At 73.0% G+C, this 23,773-nt stretch carries 20 protein-coding genes; 12 read left to right on the plus strand and 8 right to left on the minus strand.

Annotated features, from left to right (window positions below; genetic code table 11):
• On the plus strand, positions 1–636 hold the full coding sequence (locus tag ACFC0Z_RS23330; protein WP_376441316.1) for a uridine kinase: 636 nt from the start codon (positions 1–3) through the stop codon (positions 634–636).
• Here the strand turns inward: ACFC0Z_RS23330 and ACFC0Z_RS23335 are convergent.
• Both ACFC0Z_RS23335 and ACFC0Z_RS23340 read right to left on the minus strand, forming a co-directional pair.
• Complete coding sequence (locus ACFC0Z_RS23335) at positions 633–1,547, minus strand: carbohydrate kinase family protein (protein WP_376441125.1); 915 nt, start codon at positions 1,545–1,547, stop codon at positions 633–635. The genes ACFC0Z_RS23330 and ACFC0Z_RS23335 overlap by 4 nt on opposite strands.
• A complete protein-coding gene (locus ACFC0Z_RS23340) occupies positions 1,544–2,461 on the minus strand; it encodes a pseudouridine-5'-phosphate glycosidase (RefSeq protein ID WP_376441128.1) in 918 nt (305 codons plus the stop codon). The genes ACFC0Z_RS23335 and ACFC0Z_RS23340 overlap by 4 nt, the downstream gene beginning before the upstream one ends.
• Positions 2,462–2,732: 271 nt before the next feature.
• On the opposite strand from ACFC0Z_RS23340, the gene ACFC0Z_RS23345 reads away from it, so the two are divergent.
• The gene (locus ACFC0Z_RS23345) at positions 2,733–3,089 is read left to right on the plus strand and encodes a cupin domain-containing protein (protein ID WP_376441131.1); all 357 of its coding nucleotides are present in this window, start codon (positions 2,733–2,735) and stop codon (positions 3,087–3,089) included.
• A gap of 47 nt (positions 3,090–3,136) precedes the next feature.
• Here the strand turns inward: ACFC0Z_RS23345 and ACFC0Z_RS23350 are convergent, their stop codons facing one another.
• Together ACFC0Z_RS23350 and ACFC0Z_RS23355 are read right to left on the minus strand one after the other, a co-directional pair.
• Positions 3,137–4,429: an MFS transporter gene (locus ACFC0Z_RS23350; protein WP_376441134.1), complete on the minus strand. Its 1,293-nt coding sequence runs from the start codon at positions 4,427–4,429 to the stop codon at positions 3,137–3,139.
• Between the two features lie 54 nt (positions 4,430–4,483).
• Positions 4,484–5,032 carry a methylated-DNA--[protein]-cysteine S-methyltransferase gene (locus tag ACFC0Z_RS23355; RefSeq protein ID WP_376441136.1) on the minus strand — a complete coding sequence of 183 codons (549 nt, stop codon included), beginning with the start codon at positions 5,030–5,032 and terminating at the stop codon, positions 4,484–4,486.
• A gap of 234 nt (positions 5,033–5,266) precedes the next feature.
• Between ACFC0Z_RS23355 and ACFC0Z_RS23360 the strand changes: the two genes are divergently transcribed.
• From ACFC0Z_RS23360 to ACFC0Z_RS23380, 5 genes are all read left to right on the plus strand, one after another.
• A complete protein-coding gene (locus ACFC0Z_RS23360; protein ID WP_376441139.1) occupies positions 5,267–6,166 on the plus strand; it encodes an MHYT domain-containing protein in 900 nt (299 codons plus the stop codon).
• 127 nt (positions 6,167–6,293) lie between these two features.
• The gene (gene uvrB / locus ACFC0Z_RS23365; protein ID WP_376441142.1) at positions 6,294–8,432 is read left to right on the plus strand and encodes an excinuclease ABC subunit UvrB; all 2,139 of its coding nucleotides are present in this window, start codon (positions 6,294–6,296) and stop codon (positions 8,430–8,432) included.
• Positions 8,433–8,601: 169 nt separating this feature from the next.
• Positions 8,602–9,180: a TerD family protein gene (locus ACFC0Z_RS23370; RefSeq protein ID WP_376441145.1), complete on the plus strand. Its 579-nt coding sequence runs from the start codon at positions 8,602–8,604 to the stop codon at positions 9,178–9,180.
• Positions 9,181–9,287: 107 nt separating this feature from the next.
• Complete coding sequence (locus ACFC0Z_RS23375) at positions 9,288–11,225, plus strand: TerD family protein (protein ID WP_376441148.1); 1,938 nt, start codon at positions 9,288–9,290, stop codon at positions 11,223–11,225.
• Between the two features lie 230 nt (positions 11,226–11,455).
• On the plus strand, positions 11,456–12,436 hold the full coding sequence (locus tag ACFC0Z_RS23380) for a TerC/Alx family metal homeostasis membrane protein (RefSeq protein WP_376441151.1): 981 nt from the start codon (positions 11,456–11,458) through the stop codon (positions 12,434–12,436).
• 104 nt (positions 12,437–12,540) lie between these two features.
• On the opposite strand, the gene ACFC0Z_RS23385 is transcribed toward ACFC0Z_RS23380, so the two are convergent.
• The 3 genes from ACFC0Z_RS23385 to ACFC0Z_RS23395 form a co-directional block, all read right to left on the minus strand.
• Positions 12,541–13,821 carry an MFS transporter gene (locus ACFC0Z_RS23385; protein ID WP_376441154.1) on the minus strand — a complete coding sequence of 427 codons (1,281 nt, stop codon included), beginning with the start codon at positions 13,819–13,821 and terminating at the stop codon, positions 12,541–12,543.
• A gap of 199 nt (positions 13,822–14,020) precedes the next feature.
• Positions 14,021–14,677, minus strand: coding sequence for an MBL fold metallo-hydrolase (locus ACFC0Z_RS23390; RefSeq protein ID WP_376441157.1), 657 nt, complete (start codon positions 14,675–14,677; stop codon positions 14,021–14,023).
• A 46-nt stretch (positions 14,678–14,723) separates the two neighbouring features.
• Positions 14,724–15,419 (minus strand): maleylpyruvate isomerase family mycothiol-dependent enzyme, encoded by a 696-nt coding sequence (locus tag ACFC0Z_RS23395; RefSeq protein WP_376441159.1) that lies wholly within the window; start codon positions 15,417–15,419, stop codon positions 14,724–14,726.
• Positions 15,420–15,574: 155 nt separating this feature from the next.
• Between ACFC0Z_RS23395 and uvrA the strand changes: the two genes are divergently transcribed.
• Positions 15,575–18,637 (plus strand): excinuclease ABC subunit UvrA, encoded by a 3,063-nt coding sequence (gene uvrA, locus ACFC0Z_RS23400; protein ID WP_376441162.1) that lies wholly within the window; start codon positions 15,575–15,577, stop codon positions 18,635–18,637.
• A gap of 119 nt (positions 18,638–18,756) precedes the next feature.
• Positions 18,757–19,182: a Rieske (2Fe-2S) protein gene (locus tag ACFC0Z_RS23405; RefSeq protein WP_376441165.1), complete on the plus strand. Its 426-nt coding sequence runs from the start codon at positions 18,757–18,759 to the stop codon at positions 19,180–19,182.
• 27 nt (positions 19,183–19,209) lie between these two features.
• On the opposite strand, the gene ACFC0Z_RS23410 is transcribed toward ACFC0Z_RS23405, so the two are convergent.
• On the minus strand, positions 19,210–20,139 hold the full coding sequence (locus tag ACFC0Z_RS23410) for a hypothetical protein (protein WP_376441168.1): 930 nt from the start codon (positions 20,137–20,139) through the stop codon (positions 19,210–19,212).
• A 247-nt stretch (positions 20,140–20,386) separates the two neighbouring features.
• Between ACFC0Z_RS23410 and ACFC0Z_RS23415 the strand changes: the two genes are divergently transcribed.
• From ACFC0Z_RS23415 to ACFC0Z_RS23425, 3 genes are all read left to right on the plus strand, one after another.
• Positions 20,387–20,971 (plus strand): papain-like cysteine protease family protein, encoded by a 585-nt coding sequence (locus ACFC0Z_RS23415; protein WP_376441171.1) that lies wholly within the window; start codon positions 20,387–20,389, stop codon positions 20,969–20,971.
• A gap of 5 nt (positions 20,972–20,976) precedes the next feature.
• Positions 20,977–21,798: a hypothetical protein gene (locus ACFC0Z_RS23420; protein WP_376441319.1), complete on the plus strand. Its 822-nt coding sequence runs from the start codon at positions 20,977–20,979 to the stop codon at positions 21,796–21,798.
• A 117-nt stretch (positions 21,799–21,915) separates the two neighbouring features.
• Positions 21,916–23,733 carry a hypothetical protein gene (locus ACFC0Z_RS23425; protein ID WP_376441174.1) on the plus strand — a complete coding sequence of 606 codons (1,818 nt, stop codon included), beginning with the start codon at positions 21,916–21,918 and terminating at the stop codon, positions 23,731–23,733.
• The last annotated feature ends 40 nt before the right edge of the window (positions 23,734–23,773 follow it).

The following is a 23,773-nucleotide window of genomic DNA, read 5'->3' on the forward strand; positions in this document are numbered from 1 at the left end:
ATGCGATACGAGGCGATCAGCTGGGAGCGACTGGCCGAGGCGCTCGCCGGGTTCCTGGAGGCGGCGACGCCGTCCGACGGCGGTCCGTGGCTGAAGGTCGGCGTCGACGGGGCGCCCGCCGCGCCCGGCGGCGAACTCGCCGCCCTGCTGGCCGAGGCGCTCCGGGCGCGCGGGCGCGCCGTCCATCTGGCCGGGACCGGGGGGTTCCTGCGGCCGGCCTCGCTGCGGTACGAGTACGGGAAGCAGGACCCGGACGCGTACTACGACGGCTGGACCGACACCGGGGCCCTGTGGCGCGAGGTCTTCGGGCCGCTGGAGCCCGGCGGGACCGGGCGCGTCCTTCCCGACCTGTGGGACCCGGCCACGGACCGGGCGACCCGCAGCCCCTACGTCACGCTGCCGCCCGGCGGGGTGCTGGTGCTGCACGGCCCGTTCCTCCTCGGCCGCTGGTTCCCCTTCGACCTCACCGCGCACCTGCGGCTCTCGCCCGGCGCGCTCGCCCGGCGCACCGAGGAGACCTGGACGCTGCCCGCCTTCGCCCGGTACGAGACGGAGGTCGACCCGGCCGACGCCGCCGACGTCGTCGTACGCGCCGACGACCCGCGCCACCCGGCGTGGACGGGACTGCCCCGCTAGCGGTCGTCGCCGGGTCTTCCGCCGACGAGTGTGACCGCCTCCGCGCCCGCCCGGCATCCCGCCTCCGCGGCCTCCGCGGCGTCCGCGCCCGCGATCCGGGCCGCGAGGAAGGCGCCCGTGAACGCGTCGCCCGCGCCCGTGGAGTCCACCCGGAGCTCCTGCGGCACCGGCGGCGCCGTCACCCGCGCCGTCACCGCGCCGCCCTCGGCCACCACGGCGCCGGCCGCTCCGAGGGTGACGACGACCAGGGGGTGACGTCGGCTCAGCTCGGCGGCGGCCGCCGCCGGTTCGCGGCCCCCGGCCAGCATCCGCGCCTCGTCGGCGTTGGGCAGCAGGGCGGCGGCCCCGGCCGTCGCCGCCAGGAACCGGTCCGTCCCCAGCTCCGCGAGGAATCCGGCGGACGCCGGGTCGACGCTCACCGGAACACCCGCGTCGCCCGCGTCCCGCAGCGCCCGCAGGGCCGTCTCCCGGCTGGGCGGGGCGAAGAACAGGTAGCCGGACAGGTGCAGCGCGGCGATCCCGTCGAGCAGGTCGGGCGACCAGTCGGCGGGGGAGAGGCGCAGCGCGGCGCCGCTGTCGGTGAGGAAGGTCCGCTCCGCGGAGGCGTCGACGAGCGCGATCACCGTGGCCGTCGCCGCCTCCGGGTCCGCCACGAGCAGCGGGCGCACGCCCGCCCGCCGCAGCGCCCGCTCGTGCCACGCGGCCGCGTCCGTCCCGACCCGGCCGAGGAGCCGCACCTCGCAGTGGCCCGAACGCGCCGCCCAGCAGGCCGCGTTCGCCCCCGCGCCGCCCGGCAGGGTCCGGATCTCCGCCGCCGTGTCCGTCGCGGACGCCAGGGGCGTACGGTGCCGGGCGACGACGTCCGTCACCACGTCCCCGACGACGAGCAGCGCACCCGGTTGCGGGCTCACCGTCCCGGCCGCGCGGCGTAGGCGCCCGCGATCTCCGCCGCGAGCCGCACGTTGCCCCGTACCGCCGCGAGGTTCGCCTCCAGGGAGGCCCCTTCCGTGTGCACCGTCAGGTATTCGAGCAGGAACGGCGTCACCGCCTGCCCCGTGATCGCCTTCTCCCTCGCCTCCGCGAGGCCGCGCGCGAGGACCCGGTCGTGGAGGGCGGGGTCCAGCTGCTCCGCCTCCGGGACCGGGTTGGCCACGACGAGCGCCGCTCCCGGTCCGCCGAGCGCGTCCCGCGCGCGTATCACCCCGGCCACCTCCGCCGGGGAGCGCAGGGTCCAGTCGACGGGCTCTCCGGAGGAGGAGAGGTAGAACCCGGGGAAGTGCTCCGTGCCGTACCCGACGACCGTCACCCCGAGGGTCTCCAGGCGCTGCAGGGTCGCCGGCACGTCGAGGATCGACTTCACCCCGGCGCACACCACGGTGATCCCGACCTCGGCGAGCAGGCGGAGGTCGGCGGACTCGTCCTGGGTCTCGCTCCACTCCCGGTGGACGCCGCCGAGGCCGCCGGTCGCGAAGACCCGTATGCCCGCGGCGTCCGCGAGCCAGGCCGTCGCCGAGACCGTCGTCGCCCCCGTCACTCCCGCCGCCACGGCCGGGGCGAGGTCGCGGTGCCCCAGCTTCCGTACCGCCGGGTCCTCCGCGATCCGGGTCAGCGCCGCCCGGTCCAGGCCGACCCTGGCGGTGCCGTCGACCACCGCGACGGTGGCGGGGACGGCGCCCCCGGCCCGTACGAGCGCTTCGAGCTCCAGGGCCACGGCGAGGTTGCGCGGGCGCGGCAGGCCGTGGGCGATGATCGTCGATTCCAGCGCGACGACGGGACGGCCCTCGTGGAGCGCCTCCCGTACCTCTTCGGACACCTGTGTGGACATGTCCCATTCCTGGCGCGGCCACGGACCCCGCAAACCTCGGTGGCGAGCTCCTGCCACACGGGAACCGGGGGTACGGAATCCGTGACGGCGTCCGGGGTCCGGCGGGCGTCGCGGCGGCGGGACCCCGGCAGGCCCCGGCGGGGGCGTGGTGCGGAATCCGTCGCCGTCCTCACGTTCGGACAAGTGCCCTGGTGGGAGGCGAAGCGGAGGGCTTCCGTCCAGCGGATACCGGTCTTCTGACCGCCCAGGGCCCCGGCTACAGTCACCGCCCATGACCACTCATGACCTGCCGTCCTTCGTCGTGCACATCCCCGACGCCGAGCTCGAAGTCGAGCCCCTCGACCCCGACCAGATCATCTCCGGCACGCCGGAGGTGACCGGCAAGGTGCTGTGGGAGTCCGCCGACGGCAAGCAGCTGCGCGGCATCTGGCAGATCACGCCCGGCGTCGTCACCGACACCGAGGCGAACGAGCTCTTCGTGGTGATCAGCGGCCGCGCGACCGTCGCGGTCGCGGGCGGGGACACCCTGGAGATCGGCCCCGGCGACGCCTGCGTCCTGCGCGAGGGCGACCAGACGACCTGGACCGTGCACGAGACCCTGCGCAAGGCGTACCACATCAGCCTCTGAGGACCCTGTGTGTGGGGGGCCGTCTGCCCGCGCCCCCCACGCGTACGTCAGGCCGCGCGGACCGCGCCGCGCACGGCGAGCGCGGCCATCGGCAGCAGCAGGCACGCGGCCACCGCCGTGAGCGGCCCGTAGCCCGCCTGCGAGACGATCAGGCCCGCCGCCAGCCCGCCCAGACCGGCGGCCGTGTTCATCACGAAGTCGGAGAGGCCCTGGACCGCGGCCCGCGCCTCCTGCGGCACCGAGTCCGTGAGCAGCGCCGACCCGGACACCAGCCCGGCCGACCAGCCGAGGCCGAGCAGGAAGAGGCCCAGGGCGGTCTGTCCATGGCTCGACCCGGCCGTGCCCGCGACCAGCGCCGCCACGCCGATGAGGCCCACCGCGAGCCCGATCACCGACAGCCTGCCGAGCCGGTCGGAGAGCCAGCCCATCAGGGGCGAGAACGCGTACATGCCCGCGATGTGTCCGCTGATCACAAGGCCGATCAGCTGGATGTCCGCGCCGTGGTGCGTGAGCGCCACCGGGGTCATCGACATGATCGAGACCATCGCGGTGTGCGTGACGGCCACCGTGACCAGGGCGAGCCGGGCCCGCGAGGACTCCCGTACCGCCCGCAGCCCCGCGCGCAGGGAACGGCCCTCCGGCCGTGCGCCGGTCTCGGAGGCGGCGAGCGCGCGGGCGGTGAGGAGCGGGTCGGGGCGCAGGAGCAGCGCGACCACGACCGCCGAGACGACGAAGACGCCGGCGGCCCACACGAAGGGGCCCGCCGTCGCGGGGATGCCGAGGCCGGAGACGCTCTTCCCGGCAGGCGCGGCGATGTTCGGACCGAGGACCGCGCCGATCGTGGTCGCCCACACCACGGTCGAGATCGCCCGGGCCCGGTGGTCCGGCTCGGCGAGGTCGGCGGCGGCGAAGCGGGCGGCGAGGTTGGCGGAGGAGCCCGCGCCGAAGCCGACGAGTCCGACGAGGAGCAGCGGGAAGCTGCCGACGGCCGCGCCGAGCACCACCACGCCGGCGCCGAGCGCCCCGAGGAGGTAGGCGAGCACGAGCCCCGCCCGGCGGCCGCGCGAGGCCATCAGGGCGGCCAGGGGCATGGCGAGCAGCGCGGGGCCCGCGACGGTCGCGGTCGAGGCGAGCCCGGACAGCGCCTCCGTGCCGCTGACGTCCCTGGCCAGGACGGCCGCGAGGGCGACGCCGATGGCGATGCCGAGACCGCCGAGGATCTGGGTGACGATCAGGACGATCTGGATCCGGCGGCGCAGCGCGGGGAGCTCGGCCTCGGCCACGGGGCGGGATATGCGATCGGACAGGGCGACGTCAGGAGTGTCGGGCGTGTGGGTCACTTACGAGAGTGTGCCAGTCGTCCCACATGGTGGGAACGGCGAGTCCGGCCCCGGTCAGAACAGCGGCGCGGGCAGGACGCCCTCCAGGGCGAGCAGCTGTCTCTTGGTCTCCAGGCCGCCGCCGAACCCGCCGAGCCCGCCGTCGCTCTCCACCACCCGGTGGCACGGCACCACCACGGGCAGCGGGTTGGCGCCCATCGCCGTGCCGACCGCCTGGGCCGCACCCGGCTGCCCGACGCGCCGCGCCAGCTCCCCGTACCCCACGACCGTGCCGTACGGCACGCCGGTCGCCAGCTCGCGCAGCACCTGTCGGTTGAACCCGGTCGTCAGGCTCCAGTCCAGCGGGAGGTCGAAGGCGCCCGCGGCGCCCGCGAAGTACGCGTCGAGCTGCCGCACCGGCTCCGCGAGCAGCCCCGTGGCGCACTCCACCGGCTCCGTGCCCAGCTGCCCGGCGAGACGGTCGAGCATCCGCTCCCGCCGCGCCGCGTCGGCGTGGAACTCGACCCGCACCAGCCCCCGGCCGGTCGCGGCGAGGAAGAGCGGACCGATGTCGCTCGGCACCACCGCCCACTCGACGCCCGTCGGCTCCGCTTCGATCTCCATGCCGCCCACGGTACGACCCGCCACTGACAACCCGGCACGGAACGGCGGGACGAAAACGGCACGAAGGTCCCGTCCAAGATCACGTGCCGGTCTCACTCCGGTCTCACGAGCGGAAATTCCCCGGTCACGTGGTCGCCGGGCCCCCGGCGCGCCATAATCTCGCCCCGGTAGTACTACCCAGCGGTACCGACTGTTCTCGGACGACGGGGCACCAGGGGTGGAGGACACACGCTCATGCAGGGCACGGTCGACGGATTCAGCTACGGGCTCGTCACCCCGGTGGCCGCTTTCATCATGGCCTGTCTCGGCGGCGCTCTCGGGCTGCGGTGCACCACCCGGTCCCTCCGGCACCACGACACCTTCAAGGCCGGCTGGCTCGCCCTCGGCGCCACCTCCATCGGCACCGGCATCTGGACCATGCACTTCATCGCCATGATGGGCTTCTCGGTCCAGCAGGCGCCCGTCACCTACGACCGGCCCATCACCTTCGCCAGCCTGGGCGTCGCCGTCGTCATGGTCGGCATCGGGATCTTCATCGTCGGCTACCGCGGCGCGACCGCCCTGACCCTCGTCACCGGCGGCACCATCACCGGCCTCGGCGTCGCCACCATGCACTACCTCGGCATGGCCGGAATGCGTCTGCACGGCCGCGTCGAGTACGACACGACGACCGTCGCCCTCTCCGTGGTCATCGCCGTCGTCGCCGCCACGGCGGCCCTCTGGGCGGCCGTCTCCGTCCACGGCTTCCTGGCCAGCCTCGGCGCCAGCCTGGTGATGGGCGTCGCCGTCAGCGGCATGCACTACACCGCCATGTCCGCCGTCAGCGTCCACCTCCAGGGCGCCGCGGCCGTGCCGGGCCGCGGCGACACCGCGACCTCGCTCCTCCTGCCGATGCTGATCGGCCCGGCGGTCTTCCTCATCCTCGCCGCCGTGGTCGTCATGTTCGACCCGCTGCTCGTGATGGGCGACCCGGACTGGCAGCGCCCCGCCGCCCAGAGCGTGCACCGCCCGGGCGTGCCCGCCCCGCGCCACACCCCGTCCTACGGCGAGCCCGCCAACTGGACGGGACGGCCCGCAGGCCGCGGCGCCCGCAGGGCCGCCCCGCGGGGCGGCCACCGCTCCCAGGACTGGTGACGCGGGCCTTCCGCAGGCCTTCCGCAGGCCTTCCGCAGGTCTGATACGAGCCCGGTGCCCGGCCCTTCCGGCCCGGCGCCGCGCCGATCACCACCCGACTGTCAGTGGCGGGTCGTACGGTGGTTGCATGCGGCCCGTTTCCAAGATCGAACGTTCGGTGGCGCCCTTCGAGGTCGTCAGCTCCTACCAGCCCAGCGGCGACCAGCCCACCGCGATCGCCGAGCTCGAGCGGCGCATCCGCGCGGGCGAGAAGGACGTCGTGCTGCTCGGTGCCACCGGCACCGGCAAGTCGGCCACGACCGCGTGGATGATCGAGAAGCTCCAGCGCCCCACCCTGGTGATGGCGCCGAACAAGACGCTGGCCGCCCAGCTGGCCAACGAGTTCCGCGAGCTCCTGCCGAACAACGCGGTGGAGTACTTCGTCTCGTACTACGACTACTACCAGCCCGAGGCGTACGTCCCCCAGTCGGACACGTACATCGAGAAGGACTCCTCCATCAACGAGGAGGTCGAGCGGCTGCGCCACTCCGCGACCAACTCCCTGCTCACCCGCAGGGACGTCGTCGTGGTCGCCTCCGTCTCCTGCATCTACGGCCTCGGCACGCCCCAGGAGTACGTGGACCGGATGGTCCCGCTCAAGGTCGGCGAGGAGGTCGACCGCGACCAGCTGCTCCGCCGCTTCGTCGACATCCAGTACACGCGCAACGACCTCGCGTTCACCCGCGGCACCTTCCGGGTCCGCGGCGACACCATCGAGATCTTCCCGGTGTACGAGGAGCTCGCCGTCCGCATCGAGATGTTCGGCGACGAGATCGAGGCCCTCTCCACCCTCCACCCGCTCACCGGCGAGGTCATCAGCGAGGACCGCGAGCTGTACGTCTTCCCCGCCAGCCACTACGTGGCGGGCCCCGAGCGCATGGAGCGCGCGGTCAACGACATCGAGCGCGAGCTGGAGACCCGGCTCGCCGAACTCGACAAGCAGGGCAAGCACCTGGAGTCCCAGCGCCTGCGCATGCGCACCACGTACGACATCGAGATGATGCGCCAGATCGGCTCCTGCTCGGGCATCGAGAACTACTCGATGCACTTCGACGGCCGCGAGCCCGGCTCCGCGCCCAACACCCTCCTCGACTACTTCCCCGAGGACTTCCTGCTCGTCATCGACGAGTCGCACGTCACCGTGCCCCAGATCGGCGCCATGTACGAGGGCGACGCCTCCCGCAAGCGGACCCTCGTCGACCACGGCTTCCGGCTCCCCTCCGCCCTCGACAACCGCCCGCTGAAGTGGGAGGAGTTCCAGGAGCGGATCGGCCAGACCGTCTACCTCTCCGCGACCCCGGGGACGTACGAGCTCTCGCGCGGCGACGGCTTCGTCGAGCAGATCATCCGCCCCACCGGCCTCGTCGACCCCGAGGTCGTCGTCAAGCCGACCGAGGGCCAGATCGACGACCTGGTCCACGAGATCAGGCTGCGCACCGAGCGGGACGAGCGCGTCCTCGTCACCACCCTCACCAAGAAGATGGCCGAGGACCTCACGGACTACTTCCTGGAGCTCGGCATCCAGGTGCGCTACCTGCACAGCGACGTCGACACCCTGCGCCGCATCGAGCTGCTGCGCGAACTGCGCGCCGGCGAGTACGACGTCCTCGTCGGCATCAACCTGCTCCGCGAGGGCCTCGACCTCCCCGAGGTGTCCCTCGTCGCCATCCTGGACGCCGACAAGCAGGGCTTCCTGCGCTCCGGCACCTCCCTCATCCAGACGATCGGCCGTGCCGCGCGCAACGTCTCCGGCGAGGTCCACATGTACGCGGACCGGATCACCCCGGCGATGGAGCAGGCCATCGACGAGACCAACCGCCGCCGCGAGAAGCAGGTCGCGTACAACACGGCGCACGGCATCGACCCGCAGCCGCTCCGCAAGAAGATCAACGACATCGTCGCGACCATCGCGCGCGAGGAGGTCGACACCGAGGAGCTGCTCGGCTCCGGCTACCGCCAGGGCAAGGAGGGGAAGGCCGCCAAGGCGCCCGTGCCCTCGCTCGCCGCGCACGGCACCAAGGGCCGTGCCAAGGGCGGGAAGCAGGGCTCCACGGTCGAGCTCGGCGACCGTCCCGCGACGGAACTGGCCGCGATCATCGAGGAGATGACCGAGCGGATGCGGGCCGCGGCGGCGGAGCTCCAGTTCGAGGTGGCGGCCCGGCTCCGCGACGAAGTGGGAGAGCTGAAGAAGGAGTTGCGCCAGATGAAGGAGGCGGGAATCGCCTGACCTGAGGCGGGTGAGGGAGGCCGGTGGCGGGCGCAGGCGGTCCGGTGTGTTGCAAGACCGACACAAATCCGGACCGCGACGCTGCGGTGTCAGTGCCCCTGGCTAGGGTGCTGGACAACCGCACGCGCCGGACAGCGGGCGCGGGGAACGCAACGAGAGGGGCACACGCGTGACGGTCAACATGACCAAGGGTCAGGCCATCAGCCTGGAGAAGCAGGGCGGGGGCAGCCTCACCCAGGTGCGGATGGGGCTCGGCTGGCAGGCGGCACCCCGCAGGGGCCTCTTCGGCTCCCGTACCCGCGAGATCGACCTGGACGCCTCGGCCGTCCTCTTCGCGGACAAGCAGCCGGTCGACGTGGTCTTCTTCCGTCACCTCGTCAGCGACGACGGCTCCGTCAAGCACACCGGCGACAACCTGGTCGGCGGCGCCGGCCAGGGCGGGGACGACGAGGCGATCCTCGTCGACCTCCAGCGGGTCCCGGTTCACATCGACACGATCGTCTTCACCGTGAACTCCTTCACGGGCCAGTCGTTCCAGGAGGTGCAGAACGCCTTCTGCCGCCTCGTCGACGAGACGAACGGCCAGGAGCTCGCGCGCTACACCCTCGACGGCGGCGGCAACTACACCGCGCAGATCATGGCGAAGGTGCACCGGGCCGGTTCCGGCTGGCAGATGACCGCCCTGGGCAACCCGGCCAACGGCCGTACGTTCCAGGACCTGATGCCCGCGATCCTGCCGCACCTCTAGGCAGCACCGCGCGGCATCCCACCACAGCTCCCGGAGGCAGCAGGCCGCCGGGAGCTGTCCCGCATGAACGTGCTCCGGCACCAGGAAACACCGAGGGGACAGAGTCGATGACGGCCGAACTGGTCCGGGGGCAGAACCACCCCCTGCCCGACACCCGACTGGAGATCAGGGTGTCCGCCGGCCATCCCGTCCTCGTCGGAGCCACCCTCGGCGACGAACAGGGCAGGGTCCCCGGCGCCGAGGCGGTCGCGCACCCCGCCGCGCCCTCGCTCCCCGGCGTCGACGTCCCCCGGCAGGCCGCCGCCGACCAGCGCGTCGGCGTCGACCTGACCGCCGTCCCCGAGGCCGTCCACCGCGTCTCCCTCCTCCTCGTCCTCCCCGAGGGCTCCGGCGGCCCGGCCCGCTTCGGCGCGACCGCGGCCCCGTTCGTCGCCGTCACCGGGACCGACGGCGCCGGCATCGCCGGCTACACGATCACCGGACTCGGCAGCGAGTCCGCCGTCGTCGCCCTGGAGCTCTACCGCCGCCAGGGCGCCTGGAAGGTCCGCGCGATGGGCCAGGGGTACGAGGGCGGGCTCGCCGCCCTCCTCGGGGACCAGGGCCTGGAGCGCGCCGCCGACACGGCCGCGGCGATCCTGGGCGCGGCCACCGCCCCGGCCCGGCCGCCGCTCACCGAGCCCGCCCCCGTCCAGCCCCAGCCCGCCCCCACCCTGCCCGTCCCGGTCCTGCCCGCCCCGAGCGACGGAGCCGTACCCACCGGAGCCGTACCCACCGGAGCCGAAACCGCCGGCGCCGAACCGGCCAGTGGCGGTCCGATCAGCTACGCCCACCCCCGTCGTCGTCCCGCCCCGCCCGAAGCCGCGCCCCAGGCGACGCAGACGGCCCAGGCGCCCCAGCCCCCGCAGGGCCCGCCCGTCCCCGTCGCCGGGGACGCCTCCGGCTGGTCCATGGACGAGCGCCTCTACAACCAGGTGTGGGGGATGTTCGAGGACCTGGCCCGTACCGTCTCCGCCTACCGGGGCGCCTGCGAGTTCGCCGAGTCCCGGCTCGACCGCGAGCTCGACGAGGCCCTCACCGACTACCGCTCCCGCGTCGGCGACGCGAACGACGCCGCCCGCGCGACCGCCCGCGCCCGCCACGACGAGCTCGTCGGGCGCGCCAAGGAGGTCCTCGACCGCGACCTCGCCCAGCTCGTCGCCGAGTCCCAGGTCGTCGAGCCGGCCCTCCCGCCCGCCTACGCCCGCTGGGACAACCCCGTCTGGCAGGCCTACCGGCCCCCGGCCGAGGAGCCCATGGCCGTACGCCTGGGCGACCTCCACCTGCCCGAGAGCCCCGGCCTGCGGATTCCGATGCTGGTCCGGCTGCCGCTGGAGCGCGGGCTGTGGGTGGACAGCGGACGCGGCCACTCCGAGGCGGCCAACCTGCTCGACGAGGCCGAGCTGCGCCGGCTCGCCCTGGACAGCGCGGTCGCCCACGCGGCCCGGCTGCTCGCGGCCCACCCGGCCGGATCGTTCGCGGTCCACGCCGTCGACGCGGCGGGCGCCGGGGCGGCCGCGCTCGCCCCGCTGGTGGAGGCCGGCGTGCTGGCAGCCCCGCCGGCCCGGGGAGCCGCCGGGGTCACGGCGGTGCTCGAACAGCTCACGGAGCGGGTCGACCTGCTGCAGATGGCCCTGCGGAACGGCGCGACCGACGCCCTGCCGCCCGGCCTGGACACGGCACGGCAGCTCCTGATCGTGCACGACTTCCCGCACGGCTTCGACGACCGGGCGGTGACCCGGCTCCGGTACCTCGCCGACGAGGGCCCCGGCGTCGGCGTGCACCTCCTCATGGTGGCCGACCGGGAGGACGCCGCCGCGTACGGTCCCGTGCTCGACCCGCTGTGGCGTTCGCTGCTGCGGATCACTCCCGTGCCCGACGACCACCTCGCCGACCCGTGGGTCGGCCACGCCTGGTCGTACGAGCCCCCGGTCTTTCCGCCGGGCAGCGCGATCCTGCGGCAGGTCCTCGCGCGCATTGCCGAGGCTTCCCCGGTAAAGCGGTTCTGACCTGGGATTTTGAGGTCTCTTTATCCAGTCCTTTACCTTCTCTTGGTCTTTCGGGTACTGTTCTTCGTGCGGAGGGGAGTACTCCCCTATGTGCGGCGTTCCCGTCAATACGGACGGATCTCATCGATCCGGCCCGGGGCGTCGGCCCGGCGCGGCGTGAGCCGACCGGGTGGAAGAGACCTCCGGCAGCGACGAAGCTGATCATGTAGCCGTACGACGCCGGAGGCGCAGTGGACGTTTCTATGACCCTGTGGGTGCTGACCATTCTCGGTCTGTGCGCCCTCATCGGAGCCGACTTCTTCATCGGGCGGAAGCCCCATGACGTCTCGGTCAAGGAAGCCGGAATCTGGACGATCGTCTGGGTCGTGCTCGCCGTGCTCTTCGGACTCGGCCTGCTGGTGTTCGGCAACAGCCAGGCGTCCGGCGAGTTCTTCGCGGGCTACATCACCGAGAAGTCGCTCAGCGTCGACAACCTCTTCGTCTTCGTCCTGATCATGGCGAAGTTCTCGGTCCCCTCCCACCTCCAGCAGCGCGTGCTGCTCGTGGGCGTGCTGATCGCCCTGGTCCTCCGCGCGATCTTCATCGCCGCGGGCGCCGCGATCATCGCGAGCTTCTCGTGGGTCTTCTACATCTTCGGCGCGTTCCTGATCTACACCGCCTGGAAGCTCATCCAGGAGGCGCGCTCCGACGAGGAGGAGGACGAGTTCGAGGAGAACCGTCTCCTCAAGACCGTCGAGAAGAAGTTCGGCGTCGCCGACCGCTACCACGGCACGAAGCTCTTCATCCGGAACAACGGCAAGCGGATCATGACCCCGCTGATGGTCGTCATGCTCGCCATCGGCACCACGGACATCCTGTTCGCCCTCGACTCCATCCCGGCGATCTTCGGCCTGACCCAGGACCCGTACATCGTCTTCACGGCCAACGCCTTCGCCCTCATGGGTCTGCGCCAGCTGTACTTCCTGATCGGCGGCCTGCTCAAGAAGCTGGTCCACCTCAGCTACGGCCTGTCGGTGATCCTCGGCTTCATCGGCGTGAAGCTGGTCCTGCACGCGCTGCACGAGTCCGGGGTGCACGTCCCGGAGATCTCCATCCCGTTCTCGCTCGCGGTCATCTGCGGCGTCCTGATCGTCACCACGATCACCAGCCTCATCGCCTCCAAGAAGCAGGCGGAGCGCGAGAAGGAAGAGAAGGAAGCCGTCGAGGCCTGATACCGGTCGCCTGATACCTGACACGTCAGGCGCACGGCGAACGGCCGGCCAGGGGCACCCGCCCCGGGCCGGCCGTTCGCCGTTCCGCTGTCTCCGCCGGCCCGTCAGGCGGGCGCCGCCTCCGGCGCCTCGGCACGGGCCGGAAGCGTCTCCGGCAGGAGCGCGAAGCAGCCCAGGCTGACCAGGGCGACCAGGGTCAGATAGGCGGCGACGCCCCACGGCGGACCCGAACCGCCGTCCGAGAGCGTCGTGGCGACGATCGGCGTCAGGGCGCCCCCGAGGACCCCGGCGAGGTTGTAGCCGACGGCCGCCCCCGTACAGCGCACACGGGGCTCGTAGAGCTCCGGGAGGTACGCGGCGACCACCGCGAACATCGTGATGAAGGCCAGCATCGAGCCCAGGAACCCGAGGAACATCAGCAGCGGCCGCGCGGTGTGCAGCAGGGCCACCATCGGGAACATCCAGAGCGCCGAGGCGGCGCACCCGGCCAGACAGAGCGGTCGGCGGCCCCAGCGGTCCGCCAGGAGCGCGACGAACGGGGTGGCGGCCCCCTTGATCGCCACCGCCGCCATGACGCAGGTCAGCATGACCGTGCTGCTCACCCCGAGCCGCTCGGTGCCGTAGGCCAGCGCCCAGGTCGAGACCGTGTAGAACACCGCGTACCCGACGGCGAGCGCCCCCGCCGTGAGCAGCACCAGACGCCAGTGGCCGCGCGCGACCTCGGCCAGGGGCGCGCTCGCCCGCTGCCCGGAGGCGGAGAGCTCCTCGAACTGCGGGGTCTCCGCGAGCGAGGAGCGCAGCAGCAGCCCGGCCGCCGCGAGGACGCCCGCCGCCCAGAACGGCACGCGCCAGCCCCACGCGCGGAACTCCGCGTCGCTCAGGCCCGCCGTGAGCGCGAGCATCACGCCGTTCGCGAGGAGGAAGCCCACGGCGGGCCCGACCTGCGGGAAGCTCGCCCACAGCGCGCGCCGGTGCGCCGGGGCGTGCTCGGCGGTGAGCAGGACGGCCCCGCCCCACTCGCCGCCGAGGCCGAGGCCCTGGAGGAAGCGGAGCAGGAGCAGGAGGAGGGGAGCGGCGATGCCGATCGTCGCGTACGTGGGGACGCAGCCGACGGCGACGGTGGCGCAGCCGGTCAGCAGCAGCGAGGCGAAGAGGACCGGCCGGCGGCCGTACCGGTCGCCGACGTGCCCGAAGAGGACCGAGCCGAGCGGGCGGGACAGGAAGCCGATCGCGAAGGTGCCGAAGGCCGCCAGGGTCCCGGCGAGGGGCGAGAAGGTCGGGAAGAAGAGCGGTCCGAGGACGAGCGCGGCGGCGGTCCCGTAGACGAAGAAGTCGAAGAACTCGATGGCGGTGCCGACGAGCGAGGCCGTGGCGAGCCGGGTCATCGAGGGCGGGGCGGCCGCCGGGGGAGTGGACGTCGGGGGAGTGGACGCCGGAGGCGTCGGTGGCGACGGAGAGTCACTGGTGCGCATGTGGCGCCAACTACCCGACGGCGCTCGCGGTTACGCGGGGCGTGCGGTAGCGCGCGGCCGTCGGGCCGCGCGCCGTCCGTGCGACCGGGGCACCGGCCCCGGGCGCCTCCGGTCACCAGCCGCGCTCGCGCCACTCCGCGAGGTGCGGGCGCTCGTCACCGAGCGTGGTGTCCTTGCCGTGGCCCGGGTAGACCCAGGACTCGTCGGGCAGGACCGCGAAGAGCTTGGACTCGACGTCGTCCATGAGGGTCGTGAAGTTCCTCGGGTCCTTCCAGGTGTTGCCCACCCCGCCGGGGAAGAGGCAGTCGCCGGTGAAGACGTGCGGGTGGCCGTGCGGGTCGTCATAGACGAGCGCGATCGAGCCGGGGGTGTGCCCGACGAGGCGGCGGGCGGTCAGCTCGACGCGGCCGACCCGGATCGTGTCGCCGTCCTCGACCGGCACGTCCGTGGGGACCGGGATGCCCTCCACGTCGTACGCGCCCGCGTACGTGCGCGCGCCGGTGGCGCGGACGACCTCGGCCAGGGCCTGCCAGTGGTCGCCGTGGCGGTGGGTGGTGACGACGGCGGCGATGCCGTCGTCACCGATCAGCGTGAGCAGCGTGTCGGCCTCGTTGGCCGCGTCGATCAGCAGCTGCTCGCCGGTGGCCCGGCAGCGCAGCAGATACGCGTTGTTCTCCATCGGGCCGACCGCGACCTTCGAGATCATCAGGTCCGTCAGCTCGTGCACGTCCGCCGGTCCGCCGACCTTCACCGCTCCGCTGTACGTCATGGCCTCAGCCTAGCCCCGGCCACCGACAGGAGAGGGGCACCGGCCGCTACAGGGCGGGAAGCTCCGGGAGCGGGCCGCCCTCGGTCTTCAGGGCGGAGCCGTCGCGGCGGCCGGAGAGCCAGCCGAGGAGCTCCGGCGCGGGGCCCGACACGGTCACCGGGGTGCCGGTGCCCTCGGGCGCGCCGGTGGTCCAGGTCCCGGTGCCGTCGGTGGCCTCGATCCGGGTGGGCGGCACGCCGGCGGCGCCCGTCCAGCGGTCGGCGAGGAAGTCGACCTCCCGCCGGACGAACTCCTCGGGCAGGTCCTCCAGCTCGTAGCCGAGCCCCAGGTCGACGTGGTGCAGGTCCACCTCGACCCAGCGCCGGAAGGGGATCCGGTAGGCGTTGTCGGTGATGCCGTTGCGGAGCTCGACGACACGGTTCCAGTCGGCGGGCTCGGCGCTCACGGCCTGGAAGGCCTCGGCGGTCGCGCGGACGTCGGCGAGCTGCTCGGCGAGCGGGCGGCCGGAGTCGCGCTCGATGTCGGCGTCGCGGGTCGCGGCGTCGGGGTACATCGGACGGCCCTGGAACACGTTCACGAGAGCCTCGGCGTTACGGGCGAGGTGGGCGAGCACATGGCCGCGCGTCCAGCCGGGAAGCCGTGACGGCTCGGCCGTCACCGCGTTGTCCCAGGAGGCGGCCGCGGTCAGCAGGCGGTCGGTCGCTTCTTTGACGGAGACGAGATCACGTTCGTGGTCGATCATGGCGCCGACCCTAGCGCGCCACTCGTTCGGGTGAAGCGGTCTTCGGAACGCCGGAAATCGAATGTGCGTGCTATAGGCTCGGTGGAAGCATCCGGCATCCTTGGTTGTTGGGTGTGTCAGGCACATCCGCTCTCTCAAGAAAGGTGCGGACCGGCGTGACCGACCGTCTCATCGTCCGCGGCGCCCGCGAGCACAACCTCAAGAACGTCTCGCTCGACCTGCCGCGCGACTCCCTGATCGTCTTCACCGGACTCTCGGGGTCGGGCAAGTCCTCCCTCGCGTTCGACACGATCTTCGCCGAGGGGCAGCGCCGGTACGTCGAGTCGCTCTCCTCGTACGCCCGCCAGTTCCTCGGCCAGATGGACAAGCCGGACGTCGACTTCATCGAGGGTCTGTCGCCCGCCGTCTCCATCGACCAGAAGTCGACCTCGCGCAACCCGCGCTCGACGGTCGGCACCATCACCGAGGTCTACGACTACCTCCGGCTGCTCTTCGCCCGCATCGGCAAGCCGCACTGTCCGGAGTGCCGCCGGCCGATCTCCCGCCAGTCGCCCCAGGCCATCGTCGACCGGGTCCTGGAGCTCCCCGAGGGCAGCCGCTTCCAGGTCCTCTCGCCGCTCGTGCGCGAGCGGAAGGGCGAGTTCGTCGACCTCTTCGCCGACCTCCAGACCAAGGGCTACAGCCGCGCCCGGGTCGACGGCGTGACCGTGCAGCTGAGCGAGCCGCCGACGCTCAAGAAGCAGGAGAAGCACACGATCGAGGTGGTCGTCGACCGCCTCACCGTCAAGGACAGCGCCAAGCGCCGGCTCACCGACTCCGTCGAGACCGCGCTCGGGCTCTCCGGCGGCATGGTCGTCCTCGACTTCGTCGACCTCCCGGAGGACGACCCCGAGCGCGAGCGGATGTACTCGGAGCACCTCTACTGCCCGTACGACGACCTGTCCTTCGAGGAGCTGGAGCCGCGCTCCTTCTCCTTCAACTCGCCCTTCGGCGCCTGCCCCGACTGCACCGGCATCGGCACGCGCATGGAGGTCGACGCCGAGCTGATCGTCCCCGACGAGGACAAGTCCCTCGACGAGGGCGCTATCCACCCCTGGTCGCACGGCCACACCAAGGAGTACTTCGGCCGGATGATCGACGGCCTCTCCCAGGCCCTCGGCTTCCGCACCGACATCCCGTACGCCGGTCTTCCGCAGCGCGCGAAGAAGGCCCTGATGTACGGCCACAAGACCCAGATCGAGGTCCGCTACAAGAACCGGTACGGGCGCGAGCGCGCCTGGACCACCCCCGCCTTCGAGGGCGCCGTCTCCTTCGTGAAGCGGCGGCACAGCGAGGCCGAGAGCGACTCCAGCCGCGAGCGCTTCGAGGGCTACATGCGTGAGGTGCCCTGCCCCACCTGCGAGGGCACGCGCCTCAAGCCGATCGTCCTCGCGGTCACGGTCATGGACCGGTCGATCGCCGAGGTCTCCGCGATGTCCATCAGCGACTGCGCCGAGTTCCTCTCCCGCCTCACGCTCAACGCCCGCGACAAGAAGATCGCCGAGCGGGTCCTCAAGGAGGTCAACGAGCGGCTCCGCTTCCTCGTCGACGTCGGCCTCGACTACCTCTCGCTCAACCGGGCCGCCGGCACGCTGTCCGGCGGCGAGGCCCAGCGCATCCGGCTCGCCACCCAGATCGGCTCCGGCCTCGTCGGCGTGCTGTACGTGCTCGACGAGCCGTCCATCGGCCTCCACCAGCGCGACAACCACCGGCTCATCGAGACCCTCGTCCGGCTCCGGGACATGGGCAACACGCTCATCGTCGTCGAGCACGACGAGGACACGATCAACGTCGCGGACTGGGTCGTCGACATCGGTCCCGGCGCCGGCGAGCACGGCGGCAAGGTCGTCCACTCCGGACCCCTGAAGGAGCTCCTCGCCAACGAGGAGTCGATGACCGGGCAGTACCTGTCCGGCCGCCGGGCGATCCCCACCCCGGAGATCCGCCGCCCCGTGGACCCGGGCCGCGCGCTCACCGTCCACGGCGCCCGCGAGAACAACCTGCGGGACATCGACGTCTCCTTCCCGCTGGGCGTCCTCACGGCCGTCACCGGCGTCTCCGGATCCGGAAAGTCGACCCTGGTCAACGACATCCTCTACACCCACCTGGCGCGCGAGCTGAACGGCGCCAAGTCGGTGCCCGGACGCCACACGCGCGTGGACGGCGACGACCTCGTCGACAAGGTCGTGCACGTCGACCAGTCCCCGATCGGCCGCACTCCCCGGTCGAACCCGGCGACCTACACCGGCGTCTTCGACCACGTCCGCAAGCTCTTCGCGGAGACGATGGAGGCCAAGGTCCGGGGCTACCTGCCCGGCCGGTTCTCCTTCAACGTGAAGGGCGGCCGCTGCGAGAACTGCTCCGGCGACGGCACGATCAAGATCGAGATGAACTTCCTCCCGGACGTCTACGTCCCGTGCGAGGTCTGCCACGGCGACCGGTACAACCGGGAGACCCTGGAGGTCCACTACAAGGGCAAGTCCATCGCCGAAGTCCTGAACATGCCGATCGAGGAGGCCCTCGACTTCTTCGAGGCCGTCCCGACCATCGCCCGCCACCTGCGCACGCTCAACGAGGTCGGCCTCGGCTACGTCCGCCTCGGGCAGTCGGCGCCGACGCTCTCCGGCGGTGAAGCCCAGCGCGTCAAGCTCGCCTCCGAGCTCCAGAAGCGCTCCACGGGCCGCACGGTCTACGTGCTGGACGAGCCGACCACCGGTCTCCACTTCGAGGACATCTCGAAGCTGATCAAGGTCCTCTCCAACCTCGTCGACAAGGGCAACTCGGTGATCGTCATCGAGCACAACCTCGATGTGATCAAGACCGCCGACTGGCTGATCGACATGGGCCCCGAGGGCGGCAGCGGCGGCGGCCTCGTCGTCGCCGAGGGCACGCCCGAGGAGGTCGCCTCGGTCCCGGCCAGCCACACCGGCAAGTTCCTCCGCGAGATCCTCGGCGCCGACCGGATCAGCGACGCCGACGCCACCGTGCCGGCGGCACGCGGGGCGAAGAAGACGGCGGCGAAGAAGGCCCCGGCCACCGCCAAGGCCCCGGCGAAGAAGGCCTCGGCCACCGCCAAGGCCCCGGCCAAGAAGGCGGCCGCCACCAAGGCGACCGCCAAGAAGGCCACGCCCGCCAAGGCCCCGGCCAAGAAGGCGACCACCCGCGCCCGCAAGGCGTGAGACGGGACTGAGGCCGTCGCGGGGCCCCACCCCGGGGCCCCGCGACAGTCTCCCGGAGGCCGCCGGTATCGTCGGTTCGGTCACCCTTGCCCCGATCCCGACGCCCCCGTGGAGCACACATGTCCGGCCAGTCCAGCCGCCGCACCGTCCTGAAGGGTGCCGCCCTCGCGGGCGCCGCCGGGCTGGGAGTCGCCGCCTGCTCCACCGATTCCAAGCTCGGCCACGCCCAGGTCCCGACCCCGACCGCCCCGGTCCCGCTCGGCTCCCCGGACGAGGTCCCGGTCGGCGGCGCCAAGCTCTACCGCGAGCAGCGCGTCCTGGTCAGCTGCCCCGCCAAGGGCGAGTACAAGGCATTCAGCGCCCAGTGCACCCACGCCGGCTGCGTCCTCGACAAGATCGAGGACAACGAGGGCAACTGCCCCTGCCACGGCAGCCGCTTCGACGTGACGACCGGCAAGGCGCTCAAGGGCCCCGCCACCGTCCCGCTCCCCGAGGTCCCGGTCCGCGTCGAGGACGGCAAGCTCATCGCGGGCCCGAAGGCCTGACCCCGCCCCGCCGCGAGCCCGGATCCCTCACGACCAGTCCCAGTCGATCCCCAGGATCCCGGGCCGTACCCCCTGCTCCACGAGGTGCACCGTGCGGTGCCTGCCGCTCAGCGTCAGCTCCGCACGGCCGCCGCGCGGCGCGCCCGCCGAGGTCTGGGCGAACCTCCGGCACCGTACCGGCAGCGCCGCCTCGTCGAAGCGGACCTGGAGGACGTACTGCCCGCCGGCGAAGCTGAAGCCCCGCAGGTACTCCCCGCTCGGCCCCGCCGTGCCGTCCTCGAAGCCGTACGAGAACAGGTGCGTGTCCCCGGCCCGCAGCCGCGCGTCGAAGAGCAGCTCCGCGACGACCACCCCCGTACCGGCGTGCCAGCGCACCCGGCCCGTCCGGCAGTTCTCCACGGCCCGGACGCCCACCCGGGACGGATCGCACCCCGGGTCCCCGTGGTGGATGGCGAGGTAGCGGTCCACTCCGTCCCGGTGGGCCCGTACGACGTGCTGCGACTCGCGCCCGATCAGCTCGCGCCCCGCCCCGATCCGTACCCGCTCGTGGTGCCCCACCGTGTGCAGTCCGCCGTCCGTCGGTGACTCCATCTCCGCGAGGAGCTCCTCGACCGAGCCCGACGCCTCCACCAGGGAGCGGTACGAGCGGCCCGCCGGGCGCTCCACGTCGGACCGCCCGGCCGCGTCGTCCGCCAGGAGCCGCAGCAGCGAGTTCCCGGGAAGCTGGAGCACCTCCTCCAGGGCGCGCACGGCCTTCAGGGACTCCGGCCGCTGCGGGCGGCGGGCGCCCTGCTGCCAGTAACTGAGGCTCGTCACCCCGACCCGTACGCCGCGGTGCGCGAGATGGTGCTGCACCCGCTGGAGCGGCAGCCCGCGCACGGCGAACGCGGTGCGCAGCGCCAGATGGAAGGGGCCGGTGTGCAGCAGCTGCACCAGATCGGCCTCGGTGTGGCTCATGAGCACTCCTCGGAGAACTCGGTGAACGTTCACGACGGGGGAGCGGACCGTCGCGCCGCGTGCGGTGGGCGGGCAGGTGGGGCGAGGGCGTCCGTTCACACCCCGGCCGCACTGTTCACAGTCCGATGTCACCCCGCATTGAAGCGTGTTGACCCGCTTCCGACAACGGCCGATGCTCCTGACCAGCGTCCGGACGCGCTCCTCCACCACTCCCCACATCCCCACCCCCCGCCATGGGAGGAACGCGATGCGCAGCAGAAAGACCGTCCTCGCGGCACTCGCCGCAGCAGCCCTCTTCCTCGTCCCCACGACCTCGGCCTCCGCCGCGCCGACGGGCGAGGACTCCGCCCTCGCCTACCGGCAGCTGAACATCACCATGCAGGCGCAGCAGAAGACCAACTGGTGCTGGGCCGCGAGCGGCAACACCATCGCCACCTGGTTCGGCCGGAACTACAGCCAGAACCAGTTCTGCAACGCCGCCTTCAACCGTCAGCAGGGCTACGAGTGCCCCAACGACCAGGCGACCCTCGGCAACGTCCAGAACGGCCTGAGCTGGGCGGGCATCAACCCCGGCTCGTACGTCACCGGCTGGCTCCGCTACTCGACCGTCCAGACCGAGATCAACGCGAACCGGCCGATCGAGACCCGGATCCAGTGGTCGAGCGGCGGCGGGCACATGCACGTCCTGTACGGCTACGACGACTCCGGCAGCTGGGTCTACTGGGGCGACCCGTGGCCGTCCAGCGACCGGTACAACTGGGCCTCGCACGCCTGGTACGTCAACAACAACTCCTTCTCCTGGACCCACTCGCTCTACCGGATCGGGGCGTGACGACGATGAACGGACGTGCCATGGGCGCCGGTCTGCTGACCGCCGCCGCCCTCGTCGCCCTCGGCGCGCTGGGAGCCCCGCAGGCCGCCGCGGCGGAGAGCCTCCCGCCGGCGCCGACCCCCGAGCAGGCCGCGTCCGCGCCGGGGACCCTGGACACGCTGTCCCGGTTCTTCGCCCGCGACGGGGCGCTCGCCCGCTCGGCGGCGGCCCCGCGCGTCGAGGGCGGGTCCGTGCCGGTACGGATACTCTCCCCGGACTTCGTCGCCGGGAAGGCGGGAGCACCCGTCGCCCGCGTCGAGTTCCGGGCCAGCCGGGCCGTGGCCTCGGACGGGCAGAAGGCCTCGCTGTGGACGGTGAAGCAGCCCGGCGGCTGGCAGGTGGTGAACATCGCCACCGGTGACGACGAGATCCGGTACGCGGAACAGGGCGGGCGCGTGCTGCCCGGCGGGCTCGTGTTCCGCGAGCCGCAGATCGACGCGTGGTACGTCCAGAAGGGGGCGAAGGTGCTGCCCCTCGACGAGGACGCGGTACGCGCGGTCGGCAGCGCCGGGACGAGCCTGGAGGCGTACCGGAACCGGGTCGCGGCGGCGTACGGGGACAAGCTGCCGGGGTCGGCGTACGCGAAGAAGGGCACGGCGGGCGGGTACGCGCCCCAGGCGGCGGGAGCTCCCGCGCCCGCGGTCCGGGCGGCGGCCTCCGGGAACGGGGACGCGTCCCTCGTCACGGCCGGCTCCGCCGCGGCGGGCGCGGGCGCGCTCCTCGCCCTCGGTCTGACGGCCACGGCGACGGCGGCGATACGGAGACGGGGCGGCGCCCACGAGGGCTGACCCCGCTCGGCCCCGGGCGGGGCGGCACCGGCACCCCGGAGCCGCCCCGCCCGGCGGCATGCCCACGGACGGCCGATTCGGATCATCGGACTGATCCGGGCCTTACGTTCTGTCTTCATGTGTGCACGAGCAGTGTCCTCGGGGCGTGTGTGGGCGGTGCTGATGGCGGCGTTGCTGACGCCGAACGTCGTGGCCGGGGCCGTTCCCGCGACCGCGCGGGCCGTGCCGCCGCGCGTGCCGGAGGCGGCGCCCTTCCCGGCGGACACCGTCTGCGCGAAGCCGCAGCGGCTCGTGAACGGCGGCTTCGAGCTGCCGGGGATTCCCGACGCGGACTGGGACCAGATGGACGAGGACGCGGACCCCGGCTGGGACACCACCGCCTCCGACCGGCTCATCGAGGTGTGGTCCAGCGGCTTCCGGGGGGTGATCGCCGAGGAGGGCCGCCAGTTCGCTGAGCTGAACGCGACCGAGCCGTCCACGCTCTTCCAGGACATCGACACCGTGCCCGGCTCGCGGCTGAACTGGCGGCTCGCGCACCGGGGCCGCAGCGGGCTCGACACGATGGAGGTGCTGATCGGCCCGCCGGACGGCCCCTTGGTGAGCCAGGGGGCGCTGAGCGACGACGTGCAGGCGTGGGGCGTCCACCAAGGGACCTACACGGTCCCGGCCGGCCAGCGCCGGACCCGGTTCGGCTTCCACGCGGTAAGCGCTCAGGGAAGCCTGAGCAACGGGAACTTCCTGGACGGGATCTCCTTCGGCACCCCGCCGTGCCTCACGATCGACAAGAGCGTGGCCAACCTGTCCGGGCGGGCGGTGGCCGAGGTCGGTGACGTGCTGGAGTACACGGTCACCGTCGGGAACGGCGGCGGCGGCCAGGCCGACGGCGTGGTCCTCGACGACCTCCTGCCCGCCGCGCTCGCCTACGTACCCGGAAGCCTCGCGATCGTCTCCGGGCCCGGAGGTCCCGGCCCGCTGACCGACGCCGTGGACGCCGACGGCGGGGCCGTCGCCCCCGACGGGGGCCTGCGCGTCAACCTGGGCGAGGACGCCACCGGTTCGGCGGGCGGCAAGCTCATGCCCGCCGCGCGGACCACCGTCACCTTCCGCACGACGGTCCTCCCGCAGGGCCGGAGCACCTTCGCCCGCAACACCGCCACCGCCGGGTACACCGACCCCGTCGACGGGGCGCGCCTGACCGCCCGTGACACCGTCGCCGTCCCCGTTGCTCCCACGCTCGACCTGGCGGTCACCACGGCCGCCCGCAAGCCCGAGGTCCTCGCGGGGAAGGACGCCGTCGCCTACGACGTCGCCGTGACCAACCACGGCCCCATCGCCGCGACCGGCACCTCCGTCACGATCACCCTGCCCGCCGGGCTGAGGAACCCCGTCGTCACGGGCCCCGACGGCACGCCCTGCCCCGTCGACAAGGGGCGGGCGGTCTGTCCCCTGGGCGCGCTCGGGGTCGGGGCCTCGGCCGCCCTGACGGTCACGGGCACGACCGCGCCCGGCACCCGGCCCGGAACCCGGCTCCCCATCGCCGCGACGGTCGAGGCCGACCAGCCCGACCACGACCCCGCCAACGACACCCACGACACCCAGGCCCTCGTCATCGCCCCGCCGGTCTCCCAGCCCACGCCCACGCCCACACCCACACCCACGCCCACGCCCACACCCACACCCACACCCACGCCCACACCCGCACCGAGTGCGACGGCGAGCCCCGTCCCCACCACGACCGCGACTCCGCGGCCGACCTCGACCGCCACGCCCGCTCCGCCCCCCGGACCCGGCGACCACACGGGCCGGCCCAGGCCTCCGGGAGGCTCCCTCGCGGACTCGGGCCTGCCCGTCTCGCCGCTCGTCCTCCTGGTCGCCCCCGCGGGCGCGGCGCTCGTCCTGTGGGGCCGGCGCCTGTCCGGACGCCGTCGGCCGTAGCCGGCGCGCGGCCGTCGCCCCGGCCCGCGCGCCCATACGG

The organism is Streptomyces sp. NPDC056144 (genome assembly GCF_042264145.1).
Lineage (GTDB): Bacteria > Actinomycetota > Actinomycetes > Streptomycetales > Streptomycetaceae > Streptomyces.

What these genes read in the sequence shown, in the direction of transcription:
- ACFC0Z_RS23330 (WP_376441316.1), top strand. Translation starts at nt 1, where the DNA reads ATGCGATACGAGGCGATCAGCTGGGAGCGACTGGCCGAGGCGCTCGCC.
- ACFC0Z_RS23425 (WP_376441174.1), top strand. Translation starts at nt 21,916, where the DNA reads ATGTGTGCACGAGCAGTGTCCTCGGGGCGTGTGTGGGCGGTGCTGATG.
- ACFC0Z_RS23375 (WP_376441148.1), top strand. Translation starts at nt 9,288, where the DNA reads ATGACGGCCGAACTGGTCCGGGGGCAGAACCACCCCCTGCCCGACACC.
- ACFC0Z_RS23390 (WP_376441157.1), bottom strand. Translation starts at nt 14,677, where the DNA reads ATGACGTACAGCGGAGCGGTGAAGGTCGGCGGACCGGCGGACGTGCAC.
- ACFC0Z_RS23405 (WP_376441165.1), top strand. Translation starts at nt 18,757, where the DNA reads ATGTCCGGCCAGTCCAGCCGCCGCACCGTCCTGAAGGGTGCCGCCCTC.
- ACFC0Z_RS23395 (WP_376441159.1), bottom strand. Translation starts at nt 15,419, where the DNA reads ATGATCGACCACGAACGTGATCTCGTCTCCGTCAAAGAAGCGACCGAC.
- ACFC0Z_RS23410 (WP_376441168.1), bottom strand. Translation starts at nt 20,139, where the DNA reads ATGAGCCACACCGAGGCCGATCTGGTGCAGCTGCTGCACACCGGCCCC.
- ACFC0Z_RS23360 (WP_376441139.1), top strand. Translation starts at nt 5,267, where the DNA reads ATGCAGGGCACGGTCGACGGATTCAGCTACGGGCTCGTCACCCCGGTG.
- ACFC0Z_RS23355 (WP_376441136.1), bottom strand. Translation starts at nt 5,032, where the DNA reads ATGGAGATCGAAGCGGAGCCGACGGGCGTCGAGTGGGCGGTGGTGCCG.
- ACFC0Z_RS23345 (WP_376441131.1), top strand. Translation starts at nt 2,733, where the DNA reads ATGACCACTCATGACCTGCCGTCCTTCGTCGTGCACATCCCCGACGCC.
- ACFC0Z_RS23415 (WP_376441171.1), top strand. Translation starts at nt 20,387, where the DNA reads ATGCGCAGCAGAAAGACCGTCCTCGCGGCACTCGCCGCAGCAGCCCTC.
- ACFC0Z_RS23385 (WP_376441154.1), bottom strand. Translation starts at nt 13,821, where the DNA reads ATGACCCGGCTCGCCACGGCCTCGCTCGTCGGCACCGCCATCGAGTTC.
- uvrB (WP_376441142.1), top strand. Translation starts at nt 6,294, where the DNA reads ATGCGGCCCGTTTCCAAGATCGAACGTTCGGTGGCGCCCTTCGAGGTC.
- ACFC0Z_RS23420 (WP_376441319.1), top strand. Translation starts at nt 20,977, where the DNA reads ATGAACGGACGTGCCATGGGCGCCGGTCTGCTGACCGCCGCCGCCCTC.
- ACFC0Z_RS23340 (WP_376441128.1), bottom strand. Translation starts at nt 2,461, where the DNA reads ATGTCCACACAGGTGTCCGAAGAGGTACGGGAGGCGCTCCACGAGGGC.